Origin of the sequence: Kribbella sp. NBC_00482, from assembly GCF_036013725.1 — a bacterium.
In the GTDB taxonomy this organism is placed as follows: Bacteria; Actinomycetota; Actinomycetes; order Propionibacteriales; family Kribbellaceae; genus Kribbella.
The window spans coordinates 2,423,925-2,437,567 of the sequence record NZ_CP107881.1 but is presented as its reverse complement, the minus strand read 5'-3'; the positions used below and the strand labels follow the sequence as shown (position 1 = coordinate 2,437,567).

Here is a 13,643-nt window from a genome sequence, read left to right as displayed (position 1 = left end):
GCCGACTTCAACTACCGAGTGGTCACACCCTGCTCATTGGGCCGTGGCGACCACGACTGCCTCGGTGAGGAGGCGGCGCACCAGGACGAGTTGGTCGGCGTCGTCGAGGCCGGGGAGGTTTCCTACCTTGCAGTCAGCACCCGAGACGAGTTCCGTGACGGCTGCGGTCGTGGCAGTCGGGAAGGTGATGGTTCGGTCGGGAAGTTGGAGGACGAGCGGGTCGCCGGGGACAAGGCGGCAACGGAGGCCGGCGCGGAGGCGGACCGTCGTACCGACGGACAGGGAGGCGATGGACGCAGCGTGCGCCAGCGGTGGGAGTGGAGCTGGGCGGTTGCTGGACCAGGTACGGCGGCGGAGACGGTCGGCCAGTGCGTCTGGGGTCGCCGTACGAAGCTCTTGCGTGAAGAGTTCGACCACCTGCGGCAGGACCTGAGCCAGGTGATCCGGGTCGCCGGGGTCGAAGCCGAGAGGCAGTGCGGTGCGCAGGTCAGGCTGATTCGCAGCGAGTGCGGCTAGCTCCTGCACAAGGAGGTAGCGCGTCAGTGTGTGTAGACCGACGGTCAGGTGTGCGCTCACACCGCCCAGAGCCTTGGCCGAGTGCAAGAAGCCGCGGGGCACGTACAGCGCATCACCCGGGCGCAGGACCTCGTCGATCACCGGTGCCTGGTCGCGTGCCGCTTCTTCAACGGCGCGAGCGTGGTCGGTCCACGGCTGGTTGCGGAGCGGGTCGAGATGGACCGGCTCGTGTACGGTCCAGTGCTTCTCGCCGGCCACTTGCAGTACGAACACGTCGTGTACGTCGTAGTGCGCGGAGAATCCCTGCGACTCGGCGGGGGTGATGTAGGCGTTGATCTGCACCGGGTGACCAGCGTCTGTGGATAACTGGGTGGAGAAGTCGACCAGCGCCGGCCAGGTCCGGTGCAGTGCCTGCAGTACGACGGTGTGTCCGCCGGCGAACAGGGCGGCCACCTTGTCGTCTCGTACCTGGTCCGCGATCTCCGCGCCGGCACCGGCCGGTCCGGTGAACTGACTGTCTCCGACCACCGACCCGTTCTTCGCGATCCGCAGGAACGGCGTCCGCAGGCCGCGGCGGGACAGCAGTTCGTCCACGGCGTCGAGACTGAACAGGTCGTCGTACGGCGCGGGGAGGTCGGTGCCGTGGGACAGGAGCGCGCGTGAACCCCAGTAGGAGTTGGCGAACTCGTCCAGATCCCCCGCTACACAGCGCCGGAGTGCCGGGCGGTTGTTCTGCGGGAACTGCCCGGCCTCCGGCACGGTGGTCACCAGCTTCCGGAGTTCCCGCCGGCGCCGCCGTCAGCTCCGCCATCGGTCCCGCCGGCGTTCGCGCCGCCGTCCGCGGTGCCTTCGCCGTCGCCGCCCTCGGACCCGCCGGACCCCGAGCTCTCGCCGTAGCCGCCCTCGGACCCACCAGAACCCGAGCCCTCGCCGTAGCCGCCGCCACCAGCGCCGCCGTCCGCACCGCCGTCAGCTCCGCCATCGGTCCCGCTGGGGTTCGCGCCGCCGTCCGCGGTGCCTTCGCCGGCCCCGCCGTCAGCGCCACCGTCCTGCGTGCCCGGCGACGCGCCGCCGTCGGCCGGTCCCTCGCCGCCGCCGGCACCACCATCGGCTCCGCCGTCAGCGCCGCCGTCCGAGGACTCCTCGCCGTACCCGGCACTCCCGCCGCCAGGAGCAGCGGTCGAACCGCCGGCCGTGGTGTCGTTGCCCTCGCTCGAGTTGTCGCCGCCCGAGCCTCCGTACTCGCCGGTGCCACCTTCGGAGGACGTGTTCATGTCGTCATCGTTGAGACCCATCGTGCTGCTCCCTTCGCGAACGGCCAGAAACTTGCCCAGGAGATACCACCGGGGCACTGGTCATCTTGTGCGCAAAGAGGACCTCAGCTAAACCCCCCGCGCGTTACAGCGCCAACTCGATTGGGCGGCAGCAGATCCGACAACACCTTCACGAACCCGTCGGTCACGTCCTCAGGCCGTACGGCGACTCGCAACCAGTCCGGCCCGAGACCCGGGAACGTGTCCCCACGCCGTACCGCAAATCCCTGTGCACGCAGGGATTCCCGCACTTCCGCCGCCCCCGGCACCTGAACGAGAACGAACGGCGCCCGCGCCACGCCGTACGTCGAAAGTCCGCTCACCGTTCCGAGACTGTCAAGCAGATGGACACGCTGCCGCTCGATGTCGAGCGCAGCCTGGGCCGCTTCCGCGACGGCACGCTCGTTGCTGCAGGCAATTGCCGCTGCAAGTGCAGGAGTGGACACCGGCCAGTGCGGCTGTACGGCTGCCAACTGCTCGATCAGACCCGCGCCGGCGATGACGTACCCGACCCGCAGCCCCGCGAGTCCCCACGTCTTCGTCAGGCTCCGCACCACCACGAGCCCAGGAATCGACGCGCCGGTGAGCGACTCGGGCTCACCCGGTACGGCGTCCATGAACGCCTCGTCGACGACGAGGATCCGGTCAGGTCGCGCCAGTTCGCGCAGGTCGTCGGCGCGGTGCAACACCGACGTCGGGTTGGTGGGGTTACCAATGACAACGAGGTCAGCGTCGGCCGGTACGGCGGACGGATCCAGCGTGAACCCGTCCTCGGGCCGCAGGATCACCCGGTCGACGAGGTGCCCGGCCGAACGCAACGCCGCCTCGGGCTCGGTGAACTGTGGATGAACCACGACCGGATGCCGCGGCCGGAACGCCCGCGCGATCAGGACGAACGCCTCCGCGGCCCCCGCGGTCAGCAGCACCCGGTCCGGCGCGACGCCGTGCCGGTGCGCGACCGCGGCAACGGCCGCGTCCTGGCGCGGGTACGCCGCCAGGTCGGTCAGGCTCGCCGTGATCGCGTCGAGCAACCAGGGCGGGGGTGTACCCGCGCGGACGTTGACGGCGAGGTCGACCAGCCCCTCACCGACCTCGAGATCGCCGTGATGCTCCAGATCAAACCCATCCGCCACGCCCAGGAGGCTAACGGGTCAGCCAGTTTCGCGGACCAGCCGGTCCGCGCACTGGTCAGCGGGGAGTGACTGAGTACCGGCGGTTCTGCAGGGAGGGGTTGCGCTTGCGTACGTCGGCCAGCCGCTCAGCTGAGACCTCAGCGAACGCATGTCCGTCTGACTCACCTACGGACGCCAGTGCGATGCCCTGTGGGTCGATCACCTGGCTGAGACCGCAGTACTTCTTGCCGTTCTGTGCGGCCGCTGCGACGTAGCAGGTGTTCTCCACGGCGCGGGCGGTGAGCAGCGTGGTCCAGTGGTGCTCCTTGAGCGGTCCGCGGACCCAGGCGGCCGGTACGACGAGCACCTCGGCGCCGGCGTCGACGAGCGCCCGAGAGAGCTCTGGGAAGCGCAGGTCGTAGCAGGTCATCAGACCGAGCGAGTGGTCGCCGACCTGGACCACTACCGGAGCTACGTCGCCAGGTGTGAGCTGGTCCGACTCCTTGTACCCGAACGCGTCGTACAGGTGGATCTTGCGATAGGCACCGAGCAGTACGCCGTCTGCGCCGACGGCCAGGAGGGTGTTGTACGGACGATGCTCGTCGCAGCTGCGTTCGAACATCCCGGCCACGATCGCCACGCCGTGCTCGACCGCCGCCTTCCGGAGCGTCGTGACGAATTCGCCGTCGAGCGCCTCGGCAGCGTCTGCCACCGACTGCCCCTCGACCGCGAAGTCGGACATCATCGCTTCCGGCAGCACCACAAGGTCAGCGCCCGGCGCGGCGTCCGCGACCAGACGGCTGACAGCGTCCCGGTTGGCGGCCTTGTCGTAGCTGCTGGCGGTCTGCACCACGGCGATCCTCATTCCTCCATGGTGCCGCAGAAACGCGCAGCTTGAACCTCACGCAACGTGAGGAGTACGAGGCGATGGCGGAGGGCTGAGGGCTGCCGGATGCGAGACTGCGGGGGTGGAGTTCGATGTGGTGGTGCTGGCGGGGGGTGGGTCCACTCGGTTCGGTGGGGTGGACAAGGCGATGCTCGTGCTCGACGGGATGTCGTTGCTGGATCGGGTGTTGACGGCGACGGCAGGCGCCGCCTCGACTGTGGTGGTGGGGCCGGTGCGTACGACGTACCGGGACGTGGACTGGACGGTGGAGGACCCGCCGTCGGGCGGGCCGGTGCCGGGGCTGGCGGCTGGACTCCAGCACGGGACGGCACCGGTCGTCGTGGTGGTGAGTTGTGACCTGCCGTGGATCACCGAAGCCGACGTGACGACACTCGTCAACAACCTCGCGGAGCACGACGGGTTCGGTCTGCGTGACACCGACGGTCAGGAGCAGCAGCTCGCGGCCGCGTACCGGCGTACCGCGTTGGCGCAGGCGATCCACGACGGAGGCGACCCAAGAGACAAGTCGGTACGCCGGACGCTCGCCGGCCTCGACGTCGCCTGGACCGGACCGACCCACGCAGGCGACGACGTCGACACCTGGTCGGACCTGGACGACTGAAAACCGCTGGACGGCGTCCGTAGGTTCGACGCATGGATGTCGCGCAGCTGGTGAGGGACGTCGTCGGGGTCGACGTCAGCGAGGTCGTGGAACGCACCGGTGGGCAGTTGAGCACCGTGTACGAGGTGCGCACGTCCGCCGACCCGGTGATCGTGAAGGTCTACGCGCCGGAGTGGCTCTGGAAGCAGGCCAAGGAAGCACACGTTTACGGAATGCTCGAGCAGGAGCTGAGCGGCTCGATCCCACGGGTGATGCACGTCGGCGACGGCGTCACGATGCTGTCGAAGGTCGACGGCGTTCCGCTGTCCGAGGCCGCGCCGCCTGACTGGCGGGCGATGTACGCGCAGCTCGGCGAGTTGCTGCAGCGCGTTCACCGCCTCGAGCAACCGGCGTACGGCTATCTGACCGATCAGATCCTCGATCCGCTGCCGGACAACGACCAGTACATGCGACGGCAGTTCGCGAAGAAGCTGCAGGAGTTCGAGCAGCTCGGCGGTGACCCGAAGCTGCACGCCGAGATCACCGCCCATGTCGAACAGCACGCGCACCTGTTCGCGGACAACAGGGCAGCCGTCCTGTGTCACAACGATTTCCACGAAGGCAACATCCTCGTGGACCCGACAACCTGGCGGGTGAACGGCTTCATCGACGTGGAGAACGCGATCGCCGCCGATCCGCTCATCGATCTGGCGAAGACGATCCAGTACTCCGCCCACGACAACCCCGAGAAGCTCGCCGGCCTCACCGACGGGTACGGCGCCGTACCCGAGGACCGGATCGACCTCTACCGGCTCTATCACTCGCTCGAACTATGGGACTGGTTCCAGTCGATAGGCCAGACCACTCACCTCGACTCCATCGCACAGGACCTGGCCAAACTGGTCGAGCGCTGAGGGTAGGTTGGGCAGCATGCGAGCTGTCGTGGTTCATGGTGCCGGCGGAATCGACCTTCTCGGGATCGGCGAGATCCCGGACCCGGAACCGGCCGTCGACGAGGTCGTCATCGACGTCGTCGCCGCCGGTGTGAATCGCGCCGACCTGCTCCAGCGGCAGGGCTTCTACCCACCGCCGCCCGGTGCTCCCGGCACGATCGGTCTCGAGGTGTCGGGCCGGATCGCCGCGGTCGGCGCCGAGGTCGAGGGCTGGTCCGTCGGTGACGAGTGCTGTGCGCTGCTCGCCGGCGGCGGGTACGCCGAGAAGGTCGTCGTACCCGCTCCGCAGGTGATGCCCGTGCCGGACGGTCTCGACCTGGTCAGCGCGGCCGCACTGCCCGAGGTGGTCGCGACCGTCTGGTCGAACATCTTCATGACCGCGCATCTCAAGGAGGGCGAGACCCTGCTGGTGCACGGCGGATCGTCCGGGATCGGCACGATGGCGATCCAGCTTGGTGTCGCGCACGGCGCGCGGGTGCTGACCACGGTCGGCACCAAGGAGAAGATGGAGTTCTGCACCCGGCTCGGCGCGGACGTCGCGATCAACTACAAGGAAGCCGAGTGGGCGTCGGTGGTGAACGAGGCGACCAACGGCGCGGGCGCCGACGTGATCCTCGACATCATGGGCGCGAAGTACCTGACCGACAACGTGAAGTCGCTCGCGTACGACGGGCGGCTCGTGGTGATCGGGATGCAGGGCGGCGCGAAGGGCGAGCTGGACCTCGGACGGCTGCTCAGCCGGCGCGGATCGGTGATCGCCACGGGTCTGCGGTTCCGTTCGGTGGCGGACAAGGGCCGGATCATCGCCGAGGTCGTCGGCCACGTCTGGCCACTGATCGCAGAGCACAAGGTCCGCCCGGTCGTGCACTCCACATTCCCCCTCGCCGAGGTCGCCAAGGCACACGAAACGCTGGAGCAGTCCACTCAACTCGGCAAGGTCCTCCTCACTCTGTAGGCAGGTTGGCGGCGAGCCAGTCGGGGTCGGGTTCGACGAGTTGGATCACGTCGATCCAGGTGCCGGCCGGGTCGCGGACGAAGAAGTGGCGTTGGCCGAAGACCTCGGTCTTCGGGTCGCCCTCCAGCTTCACGCCGCCTGCACGCAGCGCGGCGGCGATCTTGTCGGCGTCGTCGACGACGAAGCCGAAGACGTTCGTGCTCTCGGTCTGCGCCGACACTGCCGCCGGGATCGTCGGATGGCCGCGCTCCATGATCGCGAGCTCCCAGTCCGCCGTGCCGCGGCGAACCGTGATGAACCAGCCGAGATCGATCCCGATCTGCAGGTCGAGGTACTGCGTGTAGAAGGCGGCGACCTCCGAGGGGTGCTCGGTGACGACGGTCGCGCCGAATGCCGCGGGTTGCATAGAGTCTCCTGACTACTACAGCTGTTGTGGTTGTGTACGACAGTTGTAGTGGAACTCTGCTAGCCTTGTCAACATGCCCCGGAATCCGGAACGCCGTACCCAACTGGCTGACGCCGGCCTGGCCGTGCTCGCGGAGGCCGGCGCCCGCGGCCTGACGCACCGAGCCGTCGACGCCGCCGCCGGACTCCCGGCCGGTACGGCGTCCAACTACTTCAAGACCCGCGATGCCCTGCTCGGCGCACTCGGCGAGCGGATCTTCGAGCGCCTCGCCCCGGACGAGACCGTCCTCGAGCCCCTTGCCGCTCGCGAGCCGGGCCTCGAGTTGATGACGGACTACGTCCACTACATCGTCGAGCGCCTGCTCGGCCGGCCGGAAATCACACTCGCCCTCCTCGAACTCCGCCTCGAAGCGGCCCGCCGTCCCGGCCTGCACGAGATCCTGTCGCGCACCCTCCGCCAGGGCTTCGACGCCGATGTCGCCTTCAATGCGAACGCGGGCCTGCCGGGCGGCGCCGAGGAGATCCGCCTGCTGCATTTCGCCATCGACGGCCTGGTCCTCGACCAACTGACCCCGGGGACCGGACGCCCGTACGACGTGGAGGCGATCACCGCCCGCCTGGTACGCCGCCTGATCCGGGAGGATTGACGGCCGCATACTCAGTATGCATACTCAGTATCCATGTCGATCAAGCATGGATTGCTGGCGCTGCTCCAGGACGAGCCGAAGTACGGCTACCAGCTGCGCGGTGAGTTCGAGGCCGCCACCGGGGCGACCTGGCCGCTGAACATCGGGCAGGTCTACACGACGTTGACGCGCCTCGAGCGCGACGGCCTCGTCCGGGCCGCATCGTCGGAGGGCGACGGGCGGTCGATGTACGAGATCACCGACGCCGGCCGAGCCGAGCTGGCGAACTGGTTCCAGACCCCGGTCGCCCGGGAGTCGCGCCCGCGTGACGAGCTCGCGATCAAACTCGCCCTGGCGCTTGCGGTTCCGGGTGTGGACGTCAGCGCCGTGGTCCAGCGGCAGCGGATGTCGACCATGCAGTCGCTGCAGGAGCTCACCCGGCAGAAGCGCAACAGCGCGGAGGGCGAGATCTCCTGGCAGCTGGTCATCGAATCGATGATCTTCGGCGCCGAGGCGGAGATCCGCTGGCTCGACCACTGCGAGGCGATGCTGTTACGCCACCGCGGCAAACCACGGCCCGCTCCCCAGACGTACGACGTACCGGATGAGCAGGAGGCGCGCTCGTGATTCTCGATATTCGTAAGTTGACGCGGACGCACGGCGAGGGTGAGCAGGCCGTACATGCCTTGCGGGGCGTGGATCTGGCCGTTGCGCCGGGGGAACTGGTCGCCGTGATGGGCCCGTCCGGGTCCGGCAAGTCGACGTTGCTCACCTGCGCCGGCGGTCTCGACCAGCCGACCGCGGGCGAGGTACTTGTCGATGGCAACGATCTCACCACGCTCAGCCGGAACGCCGTGGCGGCGCTGCGTCGTCGCCGGATCGGCTACGTGTTCCAGGACTTCAACCTGATCCCGGCGCTGACCGCGGCCGAGAACGTCGCGCTCCCGCTGGAGCTGGACGGCACCCGGAGCCGGTCTGCCTACAAGCACGCCGTCACCGCGCTGCAGGAGGTGGGAATCGAGGAGCTCGCCGACCGCTTCCCCGACGACATGTCCGGTGGCCAACGGCAACGAGTGGCGATCGCCCGCGCGATCGTCGGCGAACGCCGTCTGCTGCTCGCGGACGAACCGACCGGCGCACTCGACTCCGACACCGGCGAGGCAGTACTGCGCCTACTCCGGGACCGCTGCGATCAGCACGGCATTGGCGGCGTCCTCGTCACCCACGACGCCCGGCACGCCGCCTGGGCCGACCGCGTGGTCTACCTGCGCGACGGCGTACTGGTAGGACAGGCGGGTCCGCTTCCGGATGCGGACGCGTTGCTGCAGGAGAGCCGCTGATGGGCCAGTGGTCTGCGCCGCTGCGCATCGCGCGGCGTACGGCGCGGAGGTCACTCGGCCGCACGTTGCTGGTCGCGGCCCTGATCGGCCTGCCGGTGCTGGCTGCGAGCTGGCTGGGCATCGTGCTGAAGTCTGCGAGCCCGAGCGGCGAAACGCTGGCCGCCAACACGATCGGCCGCGCGGACGGCCGGCTCGATGTCACGCAGTACGACAAGCTCCAGGTGCCGCCGGGGCAAGAGATGATGTACGGCGAACCGCCGCCGGCCGACGGCCACGAGAAGGCGGTCCGGACACCGTCGACGTTCAACCCGCGCTCACTGCTCCCGGCGGGGACGAAGCTGGCCCGCCTGTTCGTCGACTCCGGCATGGTCGAGGTCCGTATCCCGGAGTCGAAGACCACCGTCACGCTGCTCACGGGCGACGGCGCGAACCCGCTGACGAACGGGACCGTGAAGGTCGACAAGGGCCGGTTGCCGACCAAGGCCGACGAGGTCGCGATTTCGCCGTCACTCGCGGAGAAGCTCGGCCAGTCCACCACAGTCGAGAGCACGAGCGGCAAGAGCTACACCGTCGTCGGCATCGCCCGGATGCTCACCAGCCAGAGCACGCCGGCGATCTTCGCGACGCCCGACTCCACTCTGAACGAGGTCGATCCGACGCGCACGGTCCAGTACCTCGTCGACCTGCCGGACTCGGCTGATGCCGGCCGGCTCAGCTCCGAACTGGTCAACCAGGGTCTGTTTCTCTTGCCGCGAGCAACCATCATCAACCCACCGCCGGACCCGTACGGCACGACCGCCGACGACATCGGTCCGTACGCCGCGATGGCGCTGGTGATCGGCTTCGGCATCCTGGAGATCGTCCTGCTCGCCGGTACGGCGTTCGCGGTCGGCGCGCGCCGCCAGACCCGGGAACTCGGTCTGGTGATGGCCGCCGGAGGTACGCCGGGTGACGTCCGGCGGATCGTCGTGATGCAGGGTCTGTTCGCCGGGCTGGTCGGCGTGGCCGGCGGACTGGCGATCGCCGCCATCGCGGTGTTCAGCGCCAAACCGCTCTGGGAACGGATGACGGACACGATCTTCACGGCGTGGCAGATCCCGTGGGGCACGATCGTGGCGATCGCGCTCCTCGGTCTCGGCGCCGGACTCGCCGCTGCCGTCGTACCGGCGATCAGTGCCGGTCGGCAGGCGCCAATGGCTGCGCTGGCCGGCCGATTCACCGTGACTGCGAAGGCGGCGCGGATCCGGATCGCCGCGGTGGTCCTGCTCGCGGGCGGGCTGGTGTGCGTCTTCGCGGGCAGCGCGATGATCGCCGCGGCCTTGAGGTCGGCGCGGCACTCGCCGTTGGGTCAGCAGGCGACGGCTACTCCGAGCGGTCCGATCGCGCTGGTGCTGCTCGGGATCACCGCGTCGGTCATCGCCCTGGTGTGGATGTTGCCGAGTCTGGTCGTCAAGGTCGCGGGCCTGGCGCGGTCGCTGCCGTTGAGCGGCCGGATGGCGATGCGCGACGCCGCGCGGCACCGGCATCGCACAGGTCCCGCGACGGCGGCGATCATGATGGCCGTCGCGGGCACCGCCGCGGTCGCGTTCGCCGCGTCCAACTCGATTGCTGCCGACGCCGCGAACTACGTCGCAGTCGGCCGGCACGGTGACGCCGTACTGCGTGTCAATCAAGGCGTTCCGGGTTCGATCACGTACACGCCGGCACTCGCCGCGGCGTTGGACGCGCAACTACCGGTGCGGGCGCAGTACGAGCTCGGCGACGTACTGCTGCCGAACGCAAAGCCCAACGAGTACGGCTATCTGCCGATCCTTGCGGTCGCGACACCGGAGAGCTCCGAGGGGATGACCGGATTCAGCCTGCGGGCAGCGGATCCGGCGTTCATCGCCCGATTCGGGGAGTACGGCGAGCAGGCGGCCGCCGCGCTGCGGGCCGGCAAGGTGGTGGTTCCGGGGGTCAAGCTCGATCCGGGGCAGAAGGTTGCCATGCACAACGATGACGACCAGAACTACCTGCGGAACCTCGACGCCGTGTCGTTCGGACGCCCGCCGGCCGTCTACTTCCTCAGGGATACGGCGTTGATCAGTCCGGACGCGGCCCGCGAACTGGGCACGATCCGCGTCAGCGAGGTGCATTTCGAACTGACCAGAGAGCCGTCCGAGGACGAGCTCGCCGCGGTCGCCCGGACGCTCGGGACGGACGAGGGGCTCCAGGTCGAGAAGGGGTACCAGAGCCCGGGGCGGCTCTTCCTGATCGGGATCCTGCTCGCGGCGACGGTGGTCACGCTGCTCGGCGTCGCGATCTCGGTGTCGTTGTCAGCTGCCGAGGGGCGGGCCGATCTGGCCACACTGGCGGCGATCGGCGCGCCTCCGAGGCGACGGCGATCGCTCGCGGCGGCGCAGGCGTGGGTGCTCGGACAGCTGGGCTGCGTGCTGGGTGTGGGGGTCGGCGCGCTGTACGGCTACACGGCGCACGCCGCGTTCGGGTCACCGCACTTCGTGGTCCCGTGGGCGGAGATCGGCGGCATCGTGGTCGTCGTACCACTGTTCGCCGGTCTCCTCGCCTGGCTGCTCACCCGCTCCCGCCTACCGATGGTCAGCCGCATCGACTAACGCGATCTCTGGGTGGGCGACGGGGTACGGCGGTGTGCTTGTGATGCGCCATTGGCCACAGGCACACCGCTGGTACACGACGAGCCCTTCGCTGACGGGGTGGCTCGAGATCGGGGACCAGCGATGGCGGTGGGAATCGGTCATGGATCCATCGTGATGTAATGGCATTATGCATCTCAACCCTTACGGCGCGGACGCGGTCCTGCTCGCGGTGAATCTGGTGACCCGCCCGGCGAACACCCCGGACGAGCTGGCCGAGCGGTGCGAGGAGAGCGGCGTCGAGAGCCGCCTGGTCCGCGAGCGGCACGTCACCGCCGCGGATCTGACCGCCGTACGTACGGCGCTCGACGAGTGGCTCCTGGTGGTGGACGCACCGGACGAGCAGGCGCGGGTCGACCTGGTGAACGCGATGCTCGCGAAGTACACCGAGCATCCGCGACTCACGAACCACGCCGGCGACGGCTGGCACATGCACTACCGCCCGGACAACGTGCCGGTCGGGCGCCTCGTCGCGACATTGATCAGCACCGGTACGGCGCTGCACCTGGCCGGCCGTGGCATCACGCGGCTCGGCCGCTGCGGCACCGACGGCTGCGACAACGTGTACGCCGACCTCTCCCGCACCGGACGCCAGCGCTACTGCAGCCCCGCTTGCGCCAACCGCGACGCCGTACGCCGCCACCGTGCCCGCACCGCATGACCCGGCCTAGGATGGGGAGATGAGTGAGAGCAGCAGCGAGGGCCAGGAAGTCCCGATGGCCGGGGCGCAGACCGAAGACGGCAAGGTGCTGATCGTCGGGCCGGACGGCATGGCCGTCGAGGGACCGCCGCGCTCCGACGACGACGACCGCGACGGCGAACCGCGCTCGGTGACCGAACTGGTCGAGCAGCCGGCGAAGGTGATGCGGGTCGCGAACATGATCCGGCAGCTGCTGGAAGAGGTGAAGTCGGCGCCGCTCGACGAAGCCTCCCGGGCGCAGCTGCGGGCGATCCACGAGGCCTCGATCAAGGAACTCGAGAGCGGCCTCGCACCGGAACTGGTCGAGGAGCTGGAGCGTCTCAGTCTCGACTTCACCGACGACAGCACGCCGACCGAGGCCGAACTGCGGATCGCGCAGGCGCAGCTGGTGGGCTGGCTGGAGGGCTTGTTCCACGGCATCCAGACGGCGTTGTTCGCACAGCAGATGGCCGCGCGTCAGCAGCTGGAGCAGATGCGTCGCGCGCTGCCGGGCGGCCAGCAGTTGCCCGGCGAAGAGCACCCCGGCTTCCCCGGCGCACCGCAGGCCGGCAACACCGACGGCCCGGGCAGCGGCGGGATGTACCTGTAACGCCTTATTTCAAAGGCTGGAAGAACTCCTCGAGGACGGCGGCGACGCCGTCCTCGTCGTTTGTAGGGGCCGTTCTGTCCACCACCGCGAGGACTTCGGGGTGCGCGTTCGCGACGCCGTACGACGTTCCGGCCCAGGCGAGCATCGGCAGATCGTTGACCGAGTCACCGAAGGCGATCGTCTCAGCAGCCGAGATCCCTTGTGTGGCGGCGAAATCGGCCAGCATCGTGGCCTTCGAGACCCCGCTCGCCGAAATCTCCACCAAACCGTGACCTCCGCTGTGACTGGCCGTCACTCGTTGGCCCACCAACGGATTCACCAGCCCGAGCAACTCGTCGGAATGCATGCTCGGATGCCTGACGAGCAGCTTCGCGGCCGGCTCCGCAAGCAGCTCCTCCACCGCGGCGATCAACGTGTTGTCCGGTTTCGGCCAGCGATTCAGGTAGACCGGTTCCTGTCCGTAGCGGTCCGGTCGCTCGATGGCGAACTGCACGTCCGGAATCGCCTCGCGAATCGCCTGCGCCACCTCGAGTGCGACCGTGGGCTCGATCAAGCGGGTACGAATCGCCTTACGGCGCAGGACGTCGTACAAAATGGAGCCGTTGGCAACAATCGCGACACCGTGCTCCCCGACCAGGTACGACAGGTCGTGCAGCCAGCGAGGTGGCCGGGCAGTGACCATCACGAAAACACTTCCGGCCTGCTGTGCCGCGAGGACCGCGGCGCGGGTCCGGTCGGACACGGTGCCGTCACTGCGGAGGAGCGTTCCGTCGAGATCGGTGGCTATCAGGCGGGGGTTTCGCGGAACCGTCACCGGGTAACGATATCGCCACAGTGCCTTCCGGCGAGCCGGTCGCGCACTACCCTTCCAAGTGCCTCGGGCGCAAGCGGTACGACGTTGGTTTCAGGTCTTTTTGACTTATCTGATTGAGCTTTTGACAACGTCATCAGACCGTTACGGCAGGATGCTGCAAAGGCAGCAAGTTCCCCTGCGCC

The 13,643-nt window shown here is 68.7% G+C and carries 15 protein-coding genes; 9 read left to right on the top strand and 6 right to left on the bottom strand.

Going from position 1 to position 13,643, the window contains the following annotated elements; genetic code table 11:
- Nucleotides 1–33: 33 nt before the first annotated feature.
- From OHB24_RS12260 to OHB24_RS12245, 4 genes are all read right to left on the bottom strand, one after another.
- Nucleotides 34–1,284, bottom strand: coding sequence for a cupin domain-containing protein (locus OHB24_RS12260; protein WP_327639109.1), 1,251 nt, complete (start codon nucleotides 1,282–1,284; stop codon nucleotides 34–36).
- Nucleotides 1,281–1,811 carry a BatC protein gene (locus OHB24_RS12255; protein WP_327639108.1) on the bottom strand — a complete coding sequence of 177 codons (531 nt, stop codon included), beginning with the start codon at nucleotides 1,809–1,811 and terminating at the stop codon, nucleotides 1,281–1,283. Before OHB24_RS12255 ends, OHB24_RS12260 begins: the two co-directional genes overlap by 4 nt.
- Before the next feature lie 83 nt (nucleotides 1,812–1,894).
- The gene (gene cobC / locus OHB24_RS12250; RefSeq protein ID WP_327639107.1) at nucleotides 1,895–2,962 is read right to left on the bottom strand and encodes an Rv2231c family pyridoxal phosphate-dependent protein CobC; all 1,068 of its coding nucleotides are present in this window, start codon (nucleotides 2,960–2,962) and stop codon (nucleotides 1,895–1,897) included.
- 55 nt (nucleotides 2,963–3,017) lie between these two features.
- Nucleotides 3,018–3,806 (bottom strand): carbon-nitrogen hydrolase family protein, encoded by a 789-nt coding sequence (locus tag OHB24_RS12245; RefSeq protein WP_327639106.1) that lies wholly within the window; start codon nucleotides 3,804–3,806, stop codon nucleotides 3,018–3,020.
- A gap of 103 nt (nucleotides 3,807–3,909) precedes the next feature.
- Here OHB24_RS12245 and mobA point away from each other — a divergent pair, with 103 nt between their 5' ends.
- Genes mobA through OHB24_RS12230 form a run of 3 tightly spaced genes read left to right on the top strand, consistent with a single transcriptional unit; the run spans nucleotide 3,910 to nucleotide 6,336 of the window.
- Nucleotides 3,910–4,449, top strand: a complete 540-nt coding sequence (gene mobA / locus OHB24_RS12240) for a molybdenum cofactor guanylyltransferase (RefSeq protein ID WP_327639105.1) — start codon at nucleotides 3,910–3,912, stop codon at nucleotides 4,447–4,449.
- A gap of 32 nt (nucleotides 4,450–4,481) precedes the next feature.
- Nucleotides 4,482–5,342, top strand: coding sequence for a phosphotransferase family protein (locus OHB24_RS12235; protein ID WP_327639104.1), 861 nt, complete (start codon nucleotides 4,482–4,484; stop codon nucleotides 5,340–5,342).
- A gap of 16 nt (nucleotides 5,343–5,358) precedes the next feature.
- On the top strand, nucleotides 5,359–6,336 hold the full coding sequence (locus OHB24_RS12230) for an NAD(P)H-quinone oxidoreductase (RefSeq protein ID WP_327639103.1): 978 nt from the start codon (nucleotides 5,359–5,361) through the stop codon (nucleotides 6,334–6,336).
- Here OHB24_RS12230 and OHB24_RS12225 read toward each other — a convergent pair.
- Nucleotides 6,326–6,742, bottom strand: coding sequence for a VOC family protein (locus tag OHB24_RS12225; RefSeq protein ID WP_327639102.1), 417 nt, complete (start codon nucleotides 6,740–6,742; stop codon nucleotides 6,326–6,328). The genes OHB24_RS12230 and OHB24_RS12225 overlap by 11 nt on opposite strands.
- 73 nt (nucleotides 6,743–6,815) lie before the next feature.
- Here OHB24_RS12225 and OHB24_RS12220 point away from each other — a divergent pair, with 73 nt between their 5' ends.
- From OHB24_RS12220 to OHB24_RS12195, 6 genes are all read left to right on the top strand, one after another.
- Entirely contained in the window at nucleotides 6,816–7,388 is a 573-nt protein-coding gene (locus OHB24_RS12220; protein WP_327639101.1) for a TetR/AcrR family transcriptional regulator, read from the top strand.
- A 33-nt stretch (nucleotides 7,389–7,421) separates the two neighbouring features.
- The gene (locus tag OHB24_RS12215; RefSeq protein ID WP_327639100.1) at nucleotides 7,422–7,994 is read left to right on the top strand and encodes a PadR family transcriptional regulator; all 573 of its coding nucleotides are present in this window, start codon (nucleotides 7,422–7,424) and stop codon (nucleotides 7,992–7,994) included.
- Entirely contained in the window at nucleotides 7,991–8,707 is a 717-nt protein-coding gene (locus OHB24_RS12210; RefSeq protein WP_327639099.1) for an ABC transporter ATP-binding protein, read from the top strand. The genes OHB24_RS12215 and OHB24_RS12210 overlap by 4 nt, the downstream gene beginning before the upstream one ends.
- Nucleotides 8,707–11,319 (top strand): FtsX-like permease family protein, encoded by a 2,613-nt coding sequence (locus OHB24_RS12205; RefSeq protein ID WP_327639098.1) that lies wholly within the window; start codon nucleotides 8,707–8,709, stop codon nucleotides 11,317–11,319. The genes OHB24_RS12210 and OHB24_RS12205 overlap by 1 nt, the downstream gene beginning before the upstream one ends.
- 169 nt (nucleotides 11,320–11,488) lie before the next feature.
- On the top strand, nucleotides 11,489–12,019 hold the full coding sequence (locus OHB24_RS12200) for a CGNR zinc finger domain-containing protein (protein WP_327639097.1): 531 nt from the start codon (nucleotides 11,489–11,491) through the stop codon (nucleotides 12,017–12,019).
- Nucleotides 12,020–12,038: 19 nt separating this feature from the next.
- Entirely contained in the window at nucleotides 12,039–12,647 is a 609-nt protein-coding gene (locus OHB24_RS12195) for a bacterial proteasome activator family protein (RefSeq protein WP_327639096.1), read from the top strand.
- Between the two features lie 4 nt (nucleotides 12,648–12,651).
- Here the strand turns inward: OHB24_RS12195 and OHB24_RS12190 are convergent, their stop codons facing one another.
- Nucleotides 12,652–13,461 (bottom strand): HAD family hydrolase, encoded by an 810-nt coding sequence (locus OHB24_RS12190; protein ID WP_327639095.1) that lies wholly within the window; start codon nucleotides 13,459–13,461, stop codon nucleotides 12,652–12,654.
- Nucleotides 13,462–13,643: the final 182 nt, after the last annotated feature.